Annotated in this window: 22 protein-coding genes and 1 pseudogene; 11 read left to right on the plus strand and 12 right to left on the minus strand. The window is 37.6% G+C overall.

All coding sequences use genetic code 11. From position 1 onward, the window contains the following. Positions 1-7 precede the first annotated feature (7 nt). Both BLU33_RS09940 and BLU33_RS09945 read left to right on the plus strand, forming a co-directional pair. Positions 8-1,228, plus strand: coding sequence for a glycosyltransferase (locus tag BLU33_RS09940; protein ID WP_091371811.1), 1,221 nt, complete (start codon positions 8-10; stop codon positions 1,226-1,228). Further along, positions 1,218-2,435, plus strand: a complete 1,218-nt coding sequence (locus BLU33_RS09945; RefSeq protein ID WP_091371814.1) for a glycosyltransferase — start codon at positions 1,218-1,220, stop codon at positions 2,433-2,435. The genes BLU33_RS09940 and BLU33_RS09945 overlap by 11 nt, the downstream gene beginning before the upstream one ends. Here BLU33_RS09945 and BLU33_RS09950 read toward each other — a convergent pair. Both BLU33_RS09950 and BLU33_RS09955 read right to left on the minus strand, forming a co-directional pair. Next, positions 2,432-3,214: a glycosyltransferase family 2 protein gene (locus tag BLU33_RS09950; protein ID WP_091371817.1), complete on the minus strand. Its 783-nt coding sequence runs from the start codon at positions 3,212-3,214 to the stop codon at positions 2,432-2,434. The two genes, BLU33_RS09945 and BLU33_RS09950, sit on opposite strands and share 4 nt — an antisense overlap. 8 nt (positions 3,215-3,222) lie before the next feature. Further along, a complete protein-coding gene (locus BLU33_RS09955) occupies positions 3,223-4,023 on the minus strand; it encodes a glycosyltransferase family 2 protein (RefSeq protein WP_091371820.1) in 801 nt (266 codons plus the stop codon). Between the two features lie 82 nt (positions 4,024-4,105). Here BLU33_RS09955 and BLU33_RS09960 point away from each other — a divergent pair, with 82 nt between their 5' ends. After that, on the plus strand, positions 4,106-5,464 hold the full coding sequence (locus tag BLU33_RS09960; RefSeq protein ID WP_091371823.1) for an oligosaccharide flippase family protein: 1,359 nt from the start codon (positions 4,106-4,108) through the stop codon (positions 5,462-5,464). Between the two features lie 3 nt (positions 5,465-5,467). On the opposite strand, the gene BLU33_RS09965 is transcribed toward BLU33_RS09960, so the two are convergent. Genes BLU33_RS09965 through BLU33_RS09980 form a run of 4 tightly spaced genes read right to left on the minus strand, consistent with a single transcriptional unit; the run spans position 5,468 to position 8,020 of the window. Further along, the gene (locus BLU33_RS09965) at positions 5,468-5,983 is read right to left on the minus strand and encodes a hypothetical protein (RefSeq protein WP_091371825.1); all 516 of its coding nucleotides are present in this window, start codon (positions 5,981-5,983) and stop codon (positions 5,468-5,470) included. A gap of 13 nt (positions 5,984-5,996) precedes the next feature. Further along, entirely contained in the window at positions 5,997-6,332 is a 336-nt protein-coding gene (locus tag BLU33_RS09970; protein WP_091371828.1) for an STAS domain-containing protein, read from the minus strand. A 1-nt stretch (position 6,333) separates the two neighbouring features. Next, positions 6,334-7,461 carry a fused response regulator/phosphatase gene (locus BLU33_RS09975; protein ID WP_172829238.1) on the minus strand — a complete coding sequence of 376 codons (1,128 nt, stop codon included), beginning with the start codon at positions 7,459-7,461 and terminating at the stop codon, positions 6,334-6,336. Between the two features lie 16 nt (positions 7,462-7,477). Continuing rightward, positions 7,478-8,020: a hypothetical protein gene (locus BLU33_RS09980; protein ID WP_091371834.1), complete on the minus strand. Its 543-nt coding sequence runs from the start codon at positions 8,018-8,020 to the stop codon at positions 7,478-7,480. 42 nt (positions 8,021-8,062) lie between these two features. Here BLU33_RS09980 and BLU33_RS09985 point away from each other — a divergent pair, with 42 nt between their 5' ends. The 3 genes from BLU33_RS09985 to BLU33_RS09995 are packed head-to-tail and all read left to right on the plus strand — an operon-like array spanning position 8,063 to position 10,787. Next, a complete protein-coding gene (locus BLU33_RS09985) occupies positions 8,063-8,977 on the plus strand; it encodes a glycosyltransferase family 2 protein (RefSeq protein ID WP_091371837.1) in 915 nt (304 codons plus the stop codon). Positions 8,978-8,979: 2 nt separating this feature from the next. Next, positions 8,980-10,149, plus strand: coding sequence for a glycosyltransferase family 2 protein (locus BLU33_RS09990; RefSeq protein ID WP_091371842.1), 1,170 nt, complete (start codon positions 8,980-8,982; stop codon positions 10,147-10,149). A 23-nt stretch (positions 10,150-10,172) separates the two neighbouring features. Next, a complete protein-coding gene (locus tag BLU33_RS09995) occupies positions 10,173-10,787 on the plus strand; it encodes an acyltransferase (RefSeq protein ID WP_091371846.1) in 615 nt (204 codons plus the stop codon). Here the strand turns inward: BLU33_RS09995 and BLU33_RS10000 are convergent. Together BLU33_RS10000 and BLU33_RS10005 are read right to left on the minus strand one after the other, a co-directional pair. Continuing rightward, a complete protein-coding gene (locus BLU33_RS10000; RefSeq protein WP_091371849.1) occupies positions 10,784-11,992 on the minus strand; it encodes a sugar transferase in 1,209 nt (402 codons plus the stop codon). The genes BLU33_RS09995 and BLU33_RS10000 overlap by 4 nt on opposite strands. A gap of 18 nt (positions 11,993-12,010) precedes the next feature. Then, positions 12,011-12,394: pseudogene (locus BLU33_RS10005) on the minus strand (response regulator transcription factor); the annotation flags it as partial. Between the two features lie 232 nt (positions 12,395-12,626). Between BLU33_RS10005 and BLU33_RS10010 the strand changes: the two are divergent. After that, on the plus strand, positions 12,627-12,983 hold the full coding sequence (locus BLU33_RS10010; RefSeq protein WP_091371856.1) for an Hpt domain-containing protein: 357 nt from the start codon (positions 12,627-12,629) through the stop codon (positions 12,981-12,983). Here BLU33_RS10010 and BLU33_RS10015 read toward each other — a convergent pair whose 3' ends face one another. Further along, positions 12,984-13,793 (minus strand): glycosyltransferase family 2 protein, encoded by an 810-nt coding sequence (locus tag BLU33_RS10015; RefSeq protein ID WP_091371859.1) that lies wholly within the window; start codon positions 13,791-13,793, stop codon positions 12,984-12,986. A gap of 230 nt (positions 13,794-14,023) precedes the next feature. Here BLU33_RS10015 and BLU33_RS10020 point away from each other — a divergent pair, with 230 nt between their 5' ends. From BLU33_RS10020 to BLU33_RS10035, 4 genes are read left to right on the plus strand one after another with little or no spacing between them, the layout of a single operon-like run. Further along, positions 14,024-14,668 carry an RNA polymerase sigma factor gene (locus tag BLU33_RS10020; RefSeq protein WP_091371862.1) on the plus strand — a complete coding sequence of 215 codons (645 nt, stop codon included), beginning with the start codon at positions 14,024-14,026 and terminating at the stop codon, positions 14,666-14,668. 2 nt (positions 14,669-14,670) lie between these two features. Continuing rightward, positions 14,671-15,912, plus strand: a complete 1,242-nt coding sequence (locus tag BLU33_RS10025; RefSeq protein WP_157682106.1) for a hypothetical protein — start codon at positions 14,671-14,673, stop codon at positions 15,910-15,912. 4 nt (positions 15,913-15,916) lie between these two features. Further along, on the plus strand, positions 15,917-16,462 hold the full coding sequence (locus tag BLU33_RS10030; protein ID WP_091371867.1) for a YceI family protein: 546 nt from the start codon (positions 15,917-15,919) through the stop codon (positions 16,460-16,462). Positions 16,463-16,483: 21 nt separating this feature from the next. Beyond that, positions 16,484-17,413: a DUF5777 family beta-barrel protein gene (locus BLU33_RS10035; RefSeq protein WP_091371871.1), complete on the plus strand. Its 930-nt coding sequence runs from the start codon at positions 16,484-16,486 to the stop codon at positions 17,411-17,413. A gap of 86 nt (positions 17,414-17,499) precedes the next feature. Here BLU33_RS10035 and BLU33_RS10040 read toward each other — a convergent pair whose 3' ends face one another. The 3 genes from BLU33_RS10040 to BLU33_RS10050 are packed head-to-tail and all read right to left on the minus strand — an operon-like array spanning position 17,500 to position 18,604. After that, the gene (locus BLU33_RS10040; protein ID WP_091371874.1) at positions 17,500-17,709 is read right to left on the minus strand and encodes a hypothetical protein; all 210 of its coding nucleotides are present in this window, start codon (positions 17,707-17,709) and stop codon (positions 17,500-17,502) included. A 15-nt stretch (positions 17,710-17,724) separates the two neighbouring features. Then, positions 17,725-18,078, minus strand: a complete 354-nt coding sequence (locus BLU33_RS10045; protein ID WP_091371876.1) for a VOC family protein — start codon at positions 18,076-18,078, stop codon at positions 17,725-17,727. A gap of 13 nt (positions 18,079-18,091) precedes the next feature. Continuing rightward, the gene (locus BLU33_RS10050; protein WP_157682107.1) at positions 18,092-18,604 is read right to left on the minus strand and encodes a DinB family protein; all 513 of its coding nucleotides are present in this window, start codon (positions 18,602-18,604) and stop codon (positions 18,092-18,094) included.

The following is an 18,604-nucleotide window of genomic DNA, read 5'->3' on the forward strand; positions in this document are numbered from 1 at the left end:
TTAAATAATGGGCATAACCGATACCATAAAAAATCAGGATATTATTATTGTTGGGCAGCAACCCTGGGATGTTGAAATTGGCAGCAATTGTAAAAATATTGCCCTTGAGCTGAGTAAATACAATCGTGTATTGTATGTTAATTCACCGTTGGACAGGGTTACAGTCTTAAAACATAAATCGGAAACGGGTGTACAGAAAAGAATAGATATAATAAAGAAAAGAGCAGAAGGCCTTATCCAGATTCAGCCTAATCTTTGGACATATTACCCCGACAAAATGATTGAATCGATCAATTGGATAAAGGTTCAGTTTATTTATACCTCCCTAAATAAAATTAATAACAAGCGTTTTGCCAACTCCATTAAAAAAGCTGTAAATAAGCTTGATTTTAAGGGTTTTATATTGTTTAACGATGACGATATATTCAGGTGTTTTTATTTGAAGGAATTGCTTAAGCCCCAAATAAGCATATACTATTCAAGAGACTTTTTGCTGACAGTTGATTACTGGAAATTACATGGTACCAAGATGGAGCCGCAGCTGATTACCAAAAGCAATCTGTGTGTAGCCAACTCCGTATATCTTGCGAATTACTGTAAGCAATACAACCCTCAATCATACTATATAGGGCAGGGCTGTGATATTGATGATTTCGCCAATTTTAAAGGTGATGTTCCTGATGAACTGGCTCAAATAAAGAAACCGGTGATAGGTTATGTTGGTGCTTTACAAAGTATACGATTAGATATCGAACTGTTAAAATATATTGCTCTGCAAAAACCTGAGTATAATATTGTTTTGGTAGGGCCCGAAGACAATGAGTTTAAGGCCAGTGATCTGCACGGGATTAAAAATATACATTTCCTGGGGGCTAAACCTGCCGATACCATGCCTGCCTATATTAAAGGCTTTGATGTTTGCTTAAACCCGCAAATTGTTAACCAGGTTACCATTGGTAATTACCCCCGTAAAATTGATGAGTACCTGGCAATGGGGAAACCGGTGGTTGCAACCTTAACTGAGGGGATGAGCGTTTTTAAAGATCATACCTATCTGTGTGATAGTCACGACGATTATTTAATGAATATAGAAAAAGCACTGAATGATAATTCTGCTGAAGTGCAAAATAATCGCCTCAGCTTCGCAGCAGCACACACATGGGAAAATAGTGTTAAGGAATTGTATAAGGCCATCAAATCAGCAGGTTATAACTTACATGGCAATTAAAAAAACTCCGGTTATTATTTTCAGTAATATGCGCTATGATAGCCCTATCGAAGCTACATCCTTATTTATTGCCCGTAATTTAGCCGAAGACAGATTGGTTTATTATATTGGTTATCCTTATACCGTAAAAGACTATATCAACAATAAAAACAGCGATACATTTTTAAAACTAAGAAAGAGTTTTTTTAATGTTGATGATGCATTGCTTGATACCGATATTCCTAATTTGAAAAAGCTTGTTTTGCCGCTGGTAGCCTCAATAAATTTTATACCCGAAGGGAAAATATTCAGATGGGTATTGAAATTCAATGAACGGCTTATTGTAAAACGTATACAAGAGGTACTTAAGAAAAACGGCATACAAGACTTTATATTCTTAAATTCATTTAACTTTTATTATCCTGGTGTTGGTAACGGGTTGAAACCTGCAATAAAGGTATATCAGTGTATTGACCCGATGATAACGCCTTATGATATGCGGCATGGCCTTGTATCCGAATTGCAGCTGGTTAAGGAAAGTGATATGGTTATTTGCACAAGTAAGGCATTATATAATGAGAAATTAAAAATAAATCCAAATACCTTTTTTGTACCGAACGCGGCTGATCTGTCGCATAGCTCAAAAGCATTGGATAAGGATACGGATGTGCATTCCTTACTAAAAAAGATACCTAAACCTATTATTGGCTACTTTGGCAGTATTGAGCGCCGCTTAGATTATGATATTATAAAAGATGTTGTTAAGGAAAATCCCGATAAAAGCTTTGTATTTGCCGGTCCTTTTATTAATGAACACATTCCTGCATGGTTTTTCAATACACCAAATATCTATTTACTAGGCCAAGTCCCTTATGATGATATGCCAAGTATGCTTAAAGGGTTTGACATAGCTATTATCCCTTTTAAAAAAGATGATGTAAGCGCAACTATTTTTCCTTTAAAACTATTTGAATACCTGGGTGCGGGTAAACCTGTGATTATTACTAATTTTAATCCTGATCTAAAAGAATATACTCACGGAATGGTAGAGGTTTGCGCTGATGCTGCAAGCTTTAACAATTCAATAAATAGTATTCTTGAAAATGATACTTCAGAAGAACAGGCTAGACGCGTAACAATTGCCATGGAAAACACTTGGGAAATACGCTCAAAAGAAATAGCTGATCTGATTGAAAAAGGCATTGCGACTAAAAGTATTAATAATTAGTCCTTATTATCAATCTTTTTAGCCGACATATAATCGTAATTGTGTTTCAGGTTACGATAGATAGCCCTCACAAACGAGATGACAAAATTCGAGCTTTGCCTCAGATCACTGCGTTTCATGGTACTTGGCTCATCTGAGGAGTTTATCTGATCAAATAATCCTTTGTAATCTTCATAAAACATAGCTTTCCCTTTATTTTTCAGGAAAGATATCGCCATTAAAAATTCTGTACGGTCGCCTTTTATGCCTTCGGCATACCGGCCAAACTTATTAAAGAAAGTGCTGCGCCTTAAATGGGGGTGGTCGCTATAACAATGAAACTTACGATAGCCGGGATATAATACATTAAATATCATCTCCGAAAAGCCATTGCGATAAGGCTTTAGGTACGGATACTTAAAATAAGCGTAAAAACGAGCTATATCAACATCAGGCCGTTCATCCATAATGCTTAAAGCATCTTCTAAATGTTCGCTATAACCAGGGAACGGGTCGAAATCCTCCTGTACGTATAAGGTATATGGTGTAGTTACGGCATCCTGACCCTTATTAATATTATTGCCAAGCCCTTTGTTTTTGGGCGTGGTAATCAAGCGGAAATTATAGATGTTTTGTATTTGTTTCAGGTAATCCTGATGCTCAGGCTTGCTGCCATCATCAGATACTACAATATCACCAAATGCAATTTGCTGATCATTAAATGTTTTCAAAAGCCTTTCAAGTGATTGACTCCTGTTATAATGAGTAATTAATAAAGTTATGGTATTAAACTGCTTCATAAAAGCTATTACTTATTATAGTGCCTGAAAAAATAATCGTAAGTCCATCTCATCAATTTAAATTGCAGGTAAACAGTCCGTGCGGCTAAAGCCGCAGGATTTTTACTTTCGCGCCAGCTGCTGCGACCCATAGTACTTGGTTCATCTGCTGAATTTTTTTGGTAGAACAGATCATTAAAGTTTTCATAGAACAATCCCCGGCCTTTATTTTGAACGAACGAAAGCGCCATGCGGTATTCGGTCAGATCACCTTTAATTCCCTCGGGATAACGCCCGAATTTTTGTAAGAAATTACTGCGTTTTAAATGCGGGTGATCACTATAAACATAAAACTTGAGGTGATTATTGGCGAAAAAGCTGGGACTAAACATCATTTCGCCATATCCTTTGGCATAAGATTTTAAATAAGGGTACTGGAAATAGGCGTAAAAACGCACAATATCCAGGCCGGCATCTTCATTCATCAGGTCAAGTGCATCTTTAAAATGTTCAAGAAAAGCTTCCTTAGGCTCAAAATCCTCCTGGATATATAAAGTATAGGGTGTATTAACCGCGTCCTGACCCTTATTGATATTGTTGCCCAAGCCTTTATTTTTTGGCGTGGTTATCAACCTATAATTAAATTTACTACTCAGGGCTGTAAGCTTGTCGAGATGTTCTGGTTTACTGCCATCATCAGAAACTACTATGTCGCCAAACGTTATGTGTTGATTAATAAATGTTTGCAGTAATCTTTCCAGCGAACTACTGCGATTGTAGTGGGTTATTAATAAAGTAATTTCAGGGAAATGACTTTCATTTGCGTTCATAATTAAGCTAATATGCCAAAAATTTAGTTTATAAACACAATTTTGTTGCTATATTAATCAGGTCGGATAACTTTGTAAATATATGCCATCAAAAGTAGCTGCTGTTATTAAAAATAAATTCTTCCTATCACTATCCGGTAATGTCATCATGTCGGGTCTCGGCATGCTAACAATGGCAATTATTTACCGTTCATTACCTATGAGCGAGGCTGGGATATGGGTTTATTTTAGTGCCACAGTAGTATTTATTGATACTTTTCGTTCCGGCTTATTAACAACAGCCTTTATTAAGTTTTACGCGGGTTCAAGCCCTGAACGTGCTGCTGAAATTGCCGGCTCGGCATGGTTTATTGGTATGTGTATTACTGGTATACTTGTGGTAATAAACATTCCTTTTCTATTTTTTATAAATCAAATACACGATCAGGATTATGTTTTGCTATTGCGGTGGTTCTCCCCATGCTTTATATGTATGCTACCATGGTTTATAACTACCTGTGTTATACAGGGTGAGCAACGGTTCGACAGGTTATTATATGTTCGCCTGGTAAATCAGGGAGGTTTTACTGTATACATGGTATTGCTGTTGATCTTCAAAAGAATGAACCTTGAATGGGTAATAATGACTTATGTATTTTCACATTTTGTCACCAGTATATTTGCACTCAGCACTGGCTGGTCGCGGATAAACACATTTAGTAAACGCACAAAAAAAGGAATAAAAGATCTGTTTGATTTTGGCAAATTTAGCGTTGGTACTACCTTGAGCGCTAATATGTTTGGTTTTTCAGATACCCAGATCATAAAAATGCTGTTGGGTAATAGCGCATTGGCTATATACAACTTGGGCCAAACATTGATGCAGGCGGTTGAAATTATATTGCGCAGTTTTGCGGCTACCGCTATGCCTTCGTTATCAAAAGCATTTAACCTGGGCGATAAGGATAGTGTGATATATGTGATGAAAAAATACGTTGGTATGCTTACACTGTTGCTGATACCAATTGCGGTATTAGGTTGGCTGCTGGCAAATATTCCTATTTATATTATAGCGGGACATACGCCATCAAGTACTATAGCAGCAAATGTGTTCAGGCTATTTCTGACATTTGCGTTGTTATACCCGGCCGACAGGTTTTTTGCACTTACATTGGATGTGATACATAAACCTAAAGTCAACTTTTATAAAGTGCTGGTAATGCTGGCTACTAATATCACCTTTGATATATTGGGTGTCAAGATATTCGGCAATATTTACGGTATTGCCATCACTACTGTAATGCCTATACTGGTAGGTGTAATAATAGGTTACTGGGCACTTAACAAGTGGCATAAATTCTCTTTCTGGCATGTATATACTGTTGGTTGGAACGAAAGCAAAACCGTACTAACAGCAGTACGGCAAAAGTTCAGGCCTAAAAGAGCCGCAGAGGAAGTGTAGTAGTTAATATTCTATAGTTACCACAAAAGTATTTGATCGTAGATGATGGTCATAGGTATAAACAAATATATCTGCAGCCTTGGTTATAATGAGCAGTCCAAAATGCTCTATAATATCATTTATTGAAGATGTATCATCTATATTATTCTCCTCATAAATAAACTGCAACTGGTCTTTAGCTGTAAATTTAGCATATAGCGTATGCAGCATATCTTTTGTAATGGCAACTGTATGCCGGCTGGCATTAGTTTTAGCTATTAAAGCAAGCGGATCGCTATAATTTGTTTTTGTTATGGTTAGGATTTTATTGGTGATCTTAACATCAATTATAGTGTTTTTGCTATGGGAATGCTTTAACGCGTTTGTAAGTAATTCAGTTATAATAATCTTTGCTTTAAATAGTGTGTTGTCAGCATTAACTTTTGCAGGCAGCGCACTTTTTATGTATTCCAGTATTTGCTTTAAAACAGGAGTAATGGTTTCATCGTTATTCAAAAAATCAAATCTCTTTCCGGCCATTCAGTTAGTATAATTATAAATGTGTTAATGCTTCTTTGTAATTGCTATAAATTTTAAAAACCTTATCCAAACGGATCAATAATAACAGCTCATGTACATCTTTTTTAAGGCCGATTAATATAACCTCTTTCTTCATGGCTATAGCATGTTTTAAAACAGCAACTAATGCGCCAAGAAATGAACTATCAATGTATTCAACCTTATTAAAATCAATTACCAAGCTTTTGGCATGGGCATCCAGCAATTGTATAACCTGTGATTTAAACGCATCAGCATTTTCAAGGTTTGCTTCAGAAACGGTTATTTCTATTAACAGATGATTAGTTTCATCTTTAATTAATTTGATCATATTAAGCGGTTCTATAAATATTTATAATACTACAGTCATCAACCCGTGTGGCCGGTGCGGATTCAAACAGATCTGTCTCTAACTCTTTAAAATTATTGCTTTTGTTTAAGAATGGCTTAAGATTATTCATAAAACCATCGTAATCGCTCTTTTTACCTTTATCAGTCGAAAAATCGATCATTCCATCTGTGAAGATGAATAGCTGGTCGTTATTGGCTAAGCTAATATGCTGCTCAGTATAAACACTATTGGCAAGCATACCAAGTAATATACCGTCGGCACAAACTTTTTTAAGCTGCCCTGTTTCTGCTTCATAATGCAATAGGGGCAGATCGCCCGCGCCTGAGTAGCTTATTTGTTGGGTGTCATTATCTATCATTAATAACGACAAGCTTGAAAGAATATCCTTTAACACATCATCATAACATATCACATCGTTAACCTTTTGTAGTATGCTGGCAACGGAATAATCATGGTTAAGTATGCCGAAACGTATTGCTGCTCTTACATAGCTTAAAAAACTAAAGGTAAAAAACCAGGCCATCCACTTTTTGCCCATAATATCACCCAAAACAATAAATGTATAGCGATTATCAACCTGTATAAAATCAATGAAATCCCCACCGGGAATGTCCTGATAGGGCTGATGCCAGAAGTTGATTTCAAATCCATCAACCACAGGTGTTTTGTTAGGTATTGATCTTACATTCAGTGCCTCAGCCGCTTTTTTAAGCTCCTGTTTTGATAGCTCCTGTTGTTTGTGTACGGTATATATCAGGTTGTTGAGCTTTGAAACGATAACATTAACAGGAGTATCCTTTGTTACATAATCAACGGCTTCAAGGTTAAGGCCTTTCACCATTAATTCCTTATCAGTAATATAGGTTAGAAAAACAAAGGGGATATTATTTAATGCATTATCATCCATCAATTGCTCCCTGAATTCAATGCCATTCATATTTGGCATTTCATAGTCTGATAATATGGCATCAGGGGTAATGGTTTTCAATATTTCAAGCGCGTCAAAGCCCGATTCGGCTGTAATACATTCAATGCCGGATTTTTTAAATGCCTTTGATAACATTTTTAGAAACAATTGATTATCATCAACCAACAATATTTTTTTCAAATTAATGCTCATCATATCATTTCTTCAGGGGATCACGAACCACAGCTTTAATGAGGAAATATACCCCTGCTAATATAATTAATAGCGAGATAAGGTCCATTATAGTAATGCCGTCATTTTCGTTGAAATAAAAGATGGTGAACATTTCAAAATAGGGCGGGGCCGGCATAATGATCATACCAAAACCAAGCGTTATCATGGTCAGGCTGATAATTACGAGTACAATTTTTGAAAGACGTTCGCCGCGTTCCTGCTTCTTTGGTAATTTACTGCCGAACTGATTGGCCGATAATAATATGCTGAATTCATCAAGCAATTCCTCGCGCGATGCCTCCTTGTCATCTAAACTTTTAAATGCCTCGATCTGATCACTTTTGATTCCCGATTTCTTTATCGCGCTATGAAATCGCTGTTGAAATTCTTTGGCGGTCTCAATATTGATATCTTTTGTTGAAATCAGATCGATCAGTTCGCTGAGTTTTTTGTCAATAGTGGCCTCATTTTCAGCAATGCGTTGAAAATCCTCATCTTTCTTTTTAATATTATTTTCTCGGCTCAATTATAATATTTAATTTACAGCTAATCTACGTATAAACACCAAATGAACACTGTTTCCATTATTACGGTAAACTATAATCAGCCGCTTATTACTGAACAACTGTTATCGTCAATAAGTTTAACAAACACGTATCCTAATATAGAGATAATTGTAGTTGATAATGGGAGTAAAGTTAATGATGTACCGAAGTGGCAGTCTAAATATCCCACATTCAAATTTATACGTTCGGATGTTAACCTTGGTTTTGCCGGTGGGAACAATTTAGGGGTGAAAGAAGCCACTGGCGAGTATCTTTTTTTTGTAAATAACGATACCGAATTTACCGAAGGCCTGGTAGGAAGGTTAGTCAGCATACTGGATATACATCCGGAAGTTGGTATGGTGTCACCAAAGATTCGCTATTTTGATCAGCCTGATACACTGCAATATGCAGGTTTTACCTCAATGAATTATTATACCTGCCGTAATTATTGTGTGGGGCAGTTTGAGATAGATAAAGGCCAGTATGACAATAGCACAGGCCTCACGGCATACGCACATGGTGCAGCAATGATGGCAAGAAAAGAGGCGATTAATAAAGCTGGCTTAATGGCCGAAAATTTTTTCCTGTACTATGAAGAAATGGATTGGTGCGATCATATTAAGAAGGAAGGTTACCAGATATGGGTGGAAACCAAAGCATTGATCTTTCATAAAGAATCCGTATCGGTAGGCAGGGCCAGTGCCTTAAAGGAATATTTTATGAACAGGAACAGGATTCTGTTCATTCGACGTAATGCGCCCATACAGGCGCGCTTATTTTTTTATATTTACTTTATATGCCTGGTAGTGCCGCGTAACATAATAGCCTACAAAAAGAAAGGATATCACGGCTTTACAAAACAGTTGTTTAATGCCATATGGTGGAATATTACACAAGGCGTTAACAGTACAAAATTGGGATATCCCATTAAATAAAAATGAAAATATTATTCTGGATCAGTCTGTTCATTACGTTCTATGCCTTTTTTGGTTATGGTATATTACTGTTTGTTTTAATAAAAATAAAGCGACTAATAAAGGGAAAACCTGTATTACCTATTGTTGATATGGATAATTTGCCCACCTGCACCTTAGTGGTTGCTGCTTATAACGAGGATGGGGTGATGGAAGAGAAAATAAAGAATAGTCTTTCATTAACTTATCCTGCCAGCAAGCTGGAGTTTGTTTTTATTACCGATGGCTCTACAGATGGCACAGCGGCAATAGTTGAACTATATCCGCAGATAAGGCACATGCATAGTAATGAGCGCAAAGGGAAAATTGCTGCCGTACACCGTGCAATGGATACCGTAAATACTGAAATTGTGATATTTACCGATGCCAACACATTTTTAAATACGGAAGCATTGGTAAACATATGCCGCCACTATAGTGATGCTAAGGTTGGCGCGGTAGCAGGTGAAAAAAGGGTTTATGCTGATGCTGATAATGCAACAGCAGGTGAGGGCTTCTACTGGAAATACGAATCCAAACTAAAAACATGGGATTCGGAACTGTATTCGGTTGTTGGTGCTGCAGGCGAACTGTTTAGTATTCGCACATCACTTTATGTGCCTGTATCGCCAGATACCATATTGGATGACTTTATGATATCATTACTGGTGGCCGAAAAAGGTTATCGTGTTATATATGAGCCGGAAGCATATGCTACAGAATCAGCATCGCAAAATGTAACTGAGGAATTGAAGCGCAAGATCAGGATAGCAGCGGGTGGTATACAATCTATCATCTGGCTGAAATCATTGCTTAATCCATTTCCTATACCTGTGCTTTCGTTTCAATATGTTAGTCACCGGGTATTACGGTGGACTATTGTGCCATTCCTGATGATACTGGCGCTGATACTTAATTTTATTATTGTATTTAGTGGGGATGGCTCCTTTATATATCAGCTGCTATTAATTGCCCAGGTGGCATTTTACCTGATGGCCATATTGGGCTGGATAATGGAAGAACGGAATGTAAAAGTGAAGATATTTTTTATTCCCTACTATTTTTGTATGATGAATTATGCAGTATTGATGGGTATAAGGCGCTATTCATTAGGCAGGCAAAGCGCCATTTGGGAAAAGGCAAAAAGACAATAGCCTTATTAAATTAACAGCAGTTTATGTCGATAAAAGATAATATAAAAAGTAACCCAGGGCTAAAAAAGTTCATACATTGGATGCTTATACCCACCGGTGAAGCAAGGCCACGACTGTGGGTGAAATGGTTTGTAAACCCGTTCGTTCATAAACGGGGGAGCGGATCAAGCATAAAATGGCGCACACGGGTTGATGTGTTGCCTTTTAATAAATTTGAGCTAGGCAAAAAATCAACCATTGAATCTTTCTCAACTATCAACAATGGAGTGGGTGATGTGATCATTGGCGATAATACCCTGATAGGCATGAGCAATGTGATTATAGGCCCTGTTAATATTGGCAACAACGTAATATTCGCCCAAAATATAGTTGCCAGTGGCTTAAACCATGAGTATACAGATGTAAATATGCCCATCTCTCAGCAAAAGATCCTGGTAGCGCCCATTATTATTGAGGATGATTGCTGGATCGCAGCCAACTCGGTGATAACCTCGGGTGTAACTGTTGGCAAGCATAGTGTTGTAGCCGGTGGCTCAGTAGTAACTAAAAGTATACCACCATATTCAGTTGCAGCCGGTAACCCGGCAAAAGTTATTAAGCAATATGATTTTACTAAGCAGGAGTGGGTACGTGTTTAAACGTTTTCCTTTTGCAATAGTGCCGGTATGGTTTTGAATATCAGTTTCAAATCTGTAGCAAGACTATGATTTTGGGCATAAGTATTATCCAGCATCAATCTTTCTTCTTCGCTCATATCGCCCTTACCACGTTTTTCAACCTGCCATAAGCCTGTAATACCTGCCGGTGCTGCAAAACGCAGTGCATATTTATCAGTGGTTAGTTTTTCAGCTTCATACAATGGCAACGGACGGTTGCCAACAATACTCATGTTGCCGATAAATACGTTCCACAGCTGCGGCAATTCATCAATACTTAAATTCCTGATCACGTTGCCAATTTTGGTAATACGCGGATCGTCCTTTATTTTAATGAATGCCGATCCAACCATCGTTTTCCGTGAATCGATATATTGTTTTTCGCACCATCTTACTTTATCAGCATATAGTGGGAATTGGCACTTGCCGTATGAAAGGCAGTCATTACATAAACTATCTGCATCTGCCGCAACTGTTGTTTGTTTATCATTCGCAGCCGCATCAATATTATATTGGTTTAAATGCTTGAGGTCTTTTAGTCTTTGATCAGCATTTACATACATGGAGCGAAATTTGTAAAACTTAAAAACCCGGTAACCGGTACCAACCCTAAATGAATAATAAAATGCCGGGCCCTTTGATTCCAGCTTAATCCACAAATAAACGACCAAAAACACAGGTGATAAACCCAATAAAGCCAAACCCGAGAAAAAGATATCAAATGCGCGTTTACCAAATGGGGTTTTATAAGTGGTAATAGGTTTTGTTTTTAAATTGGTTTTAAGATCAGCCCAATTGTTAATTAAAAAATTAACACGTTTTTCAATATGCTCAAAATTAACAGGCCGGGTAAAAAAATCTGTAATACCGGCGCTCAAAGCAATTTTACGCAAGTTTTTATCCATGTGTTTGCCTATTAATATTACAGGCACAGCAGGCAGGTTTTTTTTATGAAGACTTTCAATAAGGTTTACACCGTATTTACCCAATATGTCGCTTTTCGAGATAATAGCGACTATATTTAAATTTTTCGACTGCCATTCATTAATCAGATCATCATCAGTTTCAAAGTTGATAATTTGCCTTCCTTCAAAATTGCAAGAGTTAATTAATTCAGCATATAATTCAGCATCGAAACGGAGTAATGAAATTATTTGATCGCTTTTTGATGAGGTAGAATCAGTCATAGTGGGCTATCTATTAATCCTTCGTAATATTACTCTCACACGCGCCTCAAGTTCGGCGGGGTTAAATGGCTTAACGATGTAATCGTCGGCACCACTGTTTAAACACATGATCCTTTTTTCAGAGCTATCCTCGCCCGATACTATAATAACCGGTATAGTTTTAAAGAAATCGCTCGCCTGCAGCTGGCTGATCAGTTCAAGACCGTTTAATTTTGAGATATTAAGGTCGGAAATGATCAGATCGGGAATGTTGCCATTTTGTATGGATGTAAGCGCATCCATACCATTAACGCATACTTCCGTTTCATATACATGGCTTAGGAATTGCTTTAAAATAAGCTGCATATATACATCATCTTCAACTATCAGGATTTTGATTTTATTAGCTGGGGGTAAACTCATAGGGAAATTAAAAACGATGTAGCTAAAATAATTAAAATTTTATTGTAAAGAGAAGTTTTATTGAAATGTAGATGTTTTGTTAAACAATTGTTAATGCTTTAATAAGTATAATAACTGTTGTTTATAAAACAACTATTTTTACGAAATATTCATTGTTATTGTTTCTTAATAATTTAATAAAACTAATGGATGAATTTAACTATCTTAATACCTCCATTATATAAACCATTATATGAGTTATAGTAAACCATACAATCTGGCTATGATTTATGCCATTAGTGATAATAACCAGGAGTTTTTTGAACAATTGATCTCCGTATTTGCTGATACTATAAGTAAAGACAATGAATTACTTAAAGAAACCGCAGTAAAAGGCGACTGGCGCGAGGTAGGACAGTTGGCCCACAAGATGAAATCATCGATAGGGCATTTCCAGGTAGATGTATTAAAGGATACCATATTACAACTGGAACACTACCAGAATAGCAGCCCCGATGAACTGAATGCGCATGTACGGGAACTTGACCGTGTAATTAATGATGTGTTAGTAAACTTAAAAGCGGAATTCCCCGAGATATTTAACCAGTAGTTACTTGATGTTAAATAACCGTTTTATCCGAATTACTAATCCTTTTGACATACCTCCGTCTATTTGAATACGGCGATCAGTTGTCCATACTATAGCTTTTGGGCTTGTTACCCTGAAGAGTTTTCCAAATCCCTTTTTATTTAGTTTGAGCGCCAGGTAACCATCCTCATTAGTACCGGGAGGGTGATTAAAGCCATCAACCTGCAAGCCCTGCTCACGCCTGAAGCCGGAATTAAAGCCATAAACGTTCACGGCTTCGGCCTTAAAGTGCTTGTTGTATAGCTTGCTCAGATCAGAGAAATGCTCATAAAAAAAATAAGTAAAACGCCCTGTGCTGCCAACCGGGATAAATGAGAAACGGCCATAAGTTATAGCCACATCATCATTATCAGCCAGGGGCTTAATCATTTCCTCTATCCAATCTTTAGGGTAAATCGTATCTGCATCAGCATTTAAGATGTATTTTCCCTTAGCTTTAGCTAGTCCTGCATTACGTGCAGGTGTGATACCTTGTGTGGTTTCAAGTATACAGGTAACGCCACATGCTTTTACAAGATTTTCTGTGTTATCTTTTGAATTGTTGTTAACCACAATAATCTCAACCGATCTATTGGTAATATTATTACACAACGAGGCCAGGGTAGGTGCTATGGTGGCTTCCTCATTATAGGCGGGCATCACTATAGAAACTTCGGGTTCACCTTTCAATAATTTTTGATAGGCAGCATTAACAACCGGGAGCTTATCAATTGTAAAGTTTTCACCGTTTAAGTAAGTATTGATGTAATGAGGGATAGACAGCGGTCTCATAAAACAATAATACCAAATAAATACAATAGAATTTACCTGTAAGTTATAATCTTTTTAAATGAATAGAAAATAGTTAAATATTAGTCTGTTTTTTTTAGTTGAATTGCACAGTATTTATCCGCCTTAATATTTTTTTATTTTTTTTTCTGACAGCAGGCAACCTTTATGGATCGTGTTGCGTGATAGGAAAAGATTAAACGATATTTACATAAGCAAAGTTTAGAACCCATATGGGCGAAGAAGAGCTACATCAACTGATCGGGGGCTGTAAAAAGCAGGATAGGAAAAGCCAGAAGATGCTTTATAAAGCGTTCTATGGCTTTGCTATGGGGATATGCTTGCGCTACGCCGGCAACAGGGATGAGGCTGCAGAAGTGATGAATCAGGGTTTTTTCAAGATATTTACACGCATTGACAGCTATGATAGCGCCAAGCCTTTTAAGGCATGGCTGGGTAAAATAATGATCAATACTTCAATAGATTACTACCGCTCGAATCTTAAAATGGCTTATGCTGATGATCTTGAAAAGGCCGAGCATATGAGCGATGGCGATATGGCCGATAAAAACCTGAGATATAATGATCTTTTGGATATGGTGCAACGGCTTCCGCAAGCGTATAGAACGGTATTTAATCTTTTTGCAATTGAAGGTTACTCGCATGAGGAGATAGGCGAAATGCTGAATATAAATGCCGGTACATCTAAATCAAACCTGCATAAAGCAAGGCAAAAGCTAAAACAAATGGTTTTTGAGGCCGATGCAATGGCTAATAAAACTAATTATAACAGGGGGATGGATTTTAATTCAATAGTAGCAATAAATGGGACAGACAATTTGAGGTCATTTTTCTTCAACAATAACATCAGGGGATGAAAATGGATAAGGATAAAGAGTTAGATAACATTTTTAAAAGCGGATTGGAAAATCCCGATGATCATTCAGCACATCTGGATGATGATTGGGCCGCTATGGAAAAAATGTTGGATGACAATAAAAAACGCCCTGCTATTATTTATTGGCTGCCAATTTTAAGTGGTGTTGCTGCTTTGCTATTAATACTTTTTGGCATATGGTTTTTAAAACCTGTTGTTATGCATCAGCAAAAACCACAGCAAACTGTTGTTAACGATCAGAAAATGAAAGATGATATTGCGAACCATGAGCAAAAGAATCCCGGTAAAAGTGGCGGATCCACTCAGCAACAAGCTGTTGGGCAACAAAAGAATTTAACACCTGCCAATTTTACTAATAACAATTCACCTTATACCAGGCATAATTTTATAAATAAGTCGTCAATTAACTCATCCGCTGATGGAGTCCGTCGCGATACTACCGGGGTAACACAATTGCCTGGCGCACAAAACCGGCAAACAGGTGATGAATTGCTGGCCTTTAATAATCAGCCTGTATATGATAATGCAACAATAGCGGGTCAAAACATTGATACAATTGATGTATCGCCTAAGGCAAGTACAAAAGCAATAGCACAAAATAAAGTCACTATAAAAAAATCATTTACGCAACATCCACGCTACGCATTAACTGTACTTGCGGCTTCGGATCTGAATGGGGTTAATTCATTACAGGATTCTAAAGTGGGTACAAATATTGGTTTGTTATTTTCAGCAGGTGTATTTAAAAAATTAACTATCAGCACAGGCGTTACCTATACATCAAAACCATATATGACAGGTTTTAACAATTACCACACTGCTTACCAGTTCCCTACCAACCCGGTAAGTGTGCAGGCTGATTGCCGTATGCTTGATATCCCGCTTAATGTTGATTACCAGTTATATGCCAAACACCGTAATAAGTTTTCAGTAGGCACAGGTATATCATCCTATTTAATGCTGCATGAAAGCTATGATTTTAACTATGCGGCAGGTTCAAGCGGGCCAGGTTATTTTAATGTACCTAATCCCAATAAATACTTCTTCAGCATACTCAACCTGCAGGCCACTTACACCCGGCAGGTAAATTCAAAATTCGGTGTAAGCGTGCAACCATATTTAAAACTTCCTTTATCAAATGTAGGTGCCAGCCAGGTGAGGCTGCAAACAACGGGTGTTGCGGTAGGGCTCACCTGGAACATAAACCCGCTATCAAAACCCTAGAAATATGAAACACATAACATTTATTTTACTCGCCTGGATGAGCATCTCAAACCAGGCGGGGCAGACCCTCTATGCCTGTAAAAATGCAACTATCAGTCTTTTTTCATCAGCTCCAATAGAAGATATTAAAGCCACAACATCCACAGCAGCATCTGTTTACAATGTTGCCACCGGCGAATTAGCCTTCAGCGTAGCTATCAGTTCATTCAAGTTTGATAAGGAATTAATGCAGGAGCATTTTAACTCCGATTATATGGAGAGTGATAAATACCCTCGGGCAACCTTTAAGGGAAAGATCAATGAGAAAGTTGATATCACAAAAGACGGGAGCACAGCGGTAACGGTAACCGGCGAGCTTACCGTGCATGGTGTCACCCAAAAAAGAACCATACCCGGCAATGTGACAGTAAAGAATGGGATGATAACCATGACCTCAGAGTTTATGGTAAAATGCGCCGACCATCATATTGAAATACCCCGGCTGGTATTCCATAACATAGCTGAAACCATAAAAATGAATGTTTCGGCAACTTATACACTTAATAAATAACACACCACAATACTATATCACATGAAAAAGTACCTCATTTTATTTAGCCTGCTCATCATCAGCAAGGGCTTAATAGCACAGCAAACCGATACAACTAAAAGTAAAAGTTCAACCTCATCGGCTGATTCATTATTGAACTCGATGAGCACTGATGATAAAAAACATCCTGTTGTTGCCTTTAAATCAACAAGGCTTATTTTATCGCAAAGCACACAAACGGTAAAAAAGAACAACCTTAATTTTCAGATCATCCACCGTTTTGGTGATCTGGCTGGAAAGAATGGCGGCGGACAGGTTTTTTATGGACTGGATGATATTAATGATGTATACATCGGCTTGGAATACGGTTTAACCGATAACCTGAATGTTGATTTTGGTAGAAGCACTTTCGGCAAGTTAGTTAATCTCGACCTTAAATATGCTGTATTGCATGAAACCAGCGATAGCAGCATACCGGTGTCACTAACATTGCTTGGCGAATCGGGTGTAAATACTTACGGATCGTATGATACCTTCAGCGACCGTTTGTCGTGGTTCGGGCAGGCGATCATCTCAAGAGAGATAACCTCAATATTTACCTTACAGGTATCCCCGGGTTATTTGAGCACCAATACTGCTGATCCTAACGTTCTCGGAATTGAAACACATTTTTTTAACCTGGCTGGCGCGGCTAAGCTAAAAGTAACCAATCATATGAGTGTATTGGTTGATTATGCGCATCCTTTCTCATCTTTCCGCACATCAGCCAATGGTTTCCATGATCCGCTTGGATTTGGTATTGAGATTGAAACCGGCGGTCACGTGTTTACTCTTAACATAACCAATGCTAACGCGATTGATCCTATCAATTATTTAAGTAATACACGGGAAAACTTTTCAAAAGGGCAATACCGTATAGGGTTCACTATTTCAAGGATATTTGATTTTAATCACAAGGAGACGTATAGGTAGTCGGCTTAGAAAAAGACTTACGAAGTTTTAAAAACTTCGTAAGTCTCTAACCATGCGTCATTGCTGTAAGGAACGAAGACAATTACTCAGGCTAAAGCTTCACACTGGTAACCGTGCTCAGTTACCAGTGTGATTATTTTTTCAGGACAAATATTATCACCCTCAACCCGCAATACATTATCGCAATCATCCAGATCGAAATTAATGTAGCTTGAGGGAAAATGCTGCAATAGCTTTTTGACCAGTAATTTTGACTGACCAACTTTAGCAATATTTGTTTTGAAAACCTCTACCATAATTAAATGGATATATTATGGCTGGCGCAAAACCATGCTGTTACCATCGGGATCAGAAAACTCTGAAAATTTGCCCCACGGGGTAGGGTCAATATCTTTCATGGTTATGCCCTTTGCTCTTAATTCAGCCACTTCCTTTTCAATATCATCGGTGTACAATACCAGGCCCTGCGATGAGCCGGGAGCTATATTTTTAAACCAGGTTACTAATGATATAGATGTTGCTTGTCCGGCTAAACCTAATTGTAACCATGTGCTGCCATCGCCCATAGGGGCCTCAATTATAAGTTCAAAGCCAATTTTAAGGTAAAATTCCTTAGCAACTTGCTGGTCGCTTACCGGGATAGAGACTACTTCGATAAATTTCATAGTGATTTTAATTTTAGTAATTGATTTTGTTATAGATGTTTTTTAATTGATGAAGATGCCTTTTTGTATGCACTTCAATAAAGTTTGCTAATTCGGTTCTTGTTAGGTGACCAAACACAGGTAATTCAAAGCCAGTGCATGTTTTGGTCATATCCTTTACAGGTATGATCTGGTTTAATTGGGTTTTTAGTTGATCTAATGTAAGCAACAATTCTTCTTTATTATAATTTTTAGCAGGAGGAATTACAAAATCAGGCGACTGCATTCTTATGTCGAAATTTAAAAATGCCTCCCTGATATTAGCTACATACACATTAGGTTGCCTTGTAGTTTCCTCGTCGGGGCCATTCATCAGGTCAACAAATCCTGAAACCGACAGGATAATATGCTGTGTGACTTGTCCGGGTGTCCAGCTGCCCTCAAAAGGAATTTTATTGATCTGTTCATCATAAAATGAGGAAAGTATCAGTATAAATTCCTCAAAGGTTTTGTTGATTTCTGAGAGTGTTTTATTGTTATCTATCAT

The sequence above is a fragment of the Mucilaginibacter mallensis genome (assembly GCF_900105165.1).
GTDB lineage: Bacteria > Bacteroidota > Bacteroidia > Sphingobacteriales > Sphingobacteriaceae > Mucilaginibacter > Mucilaginibacter mallensis.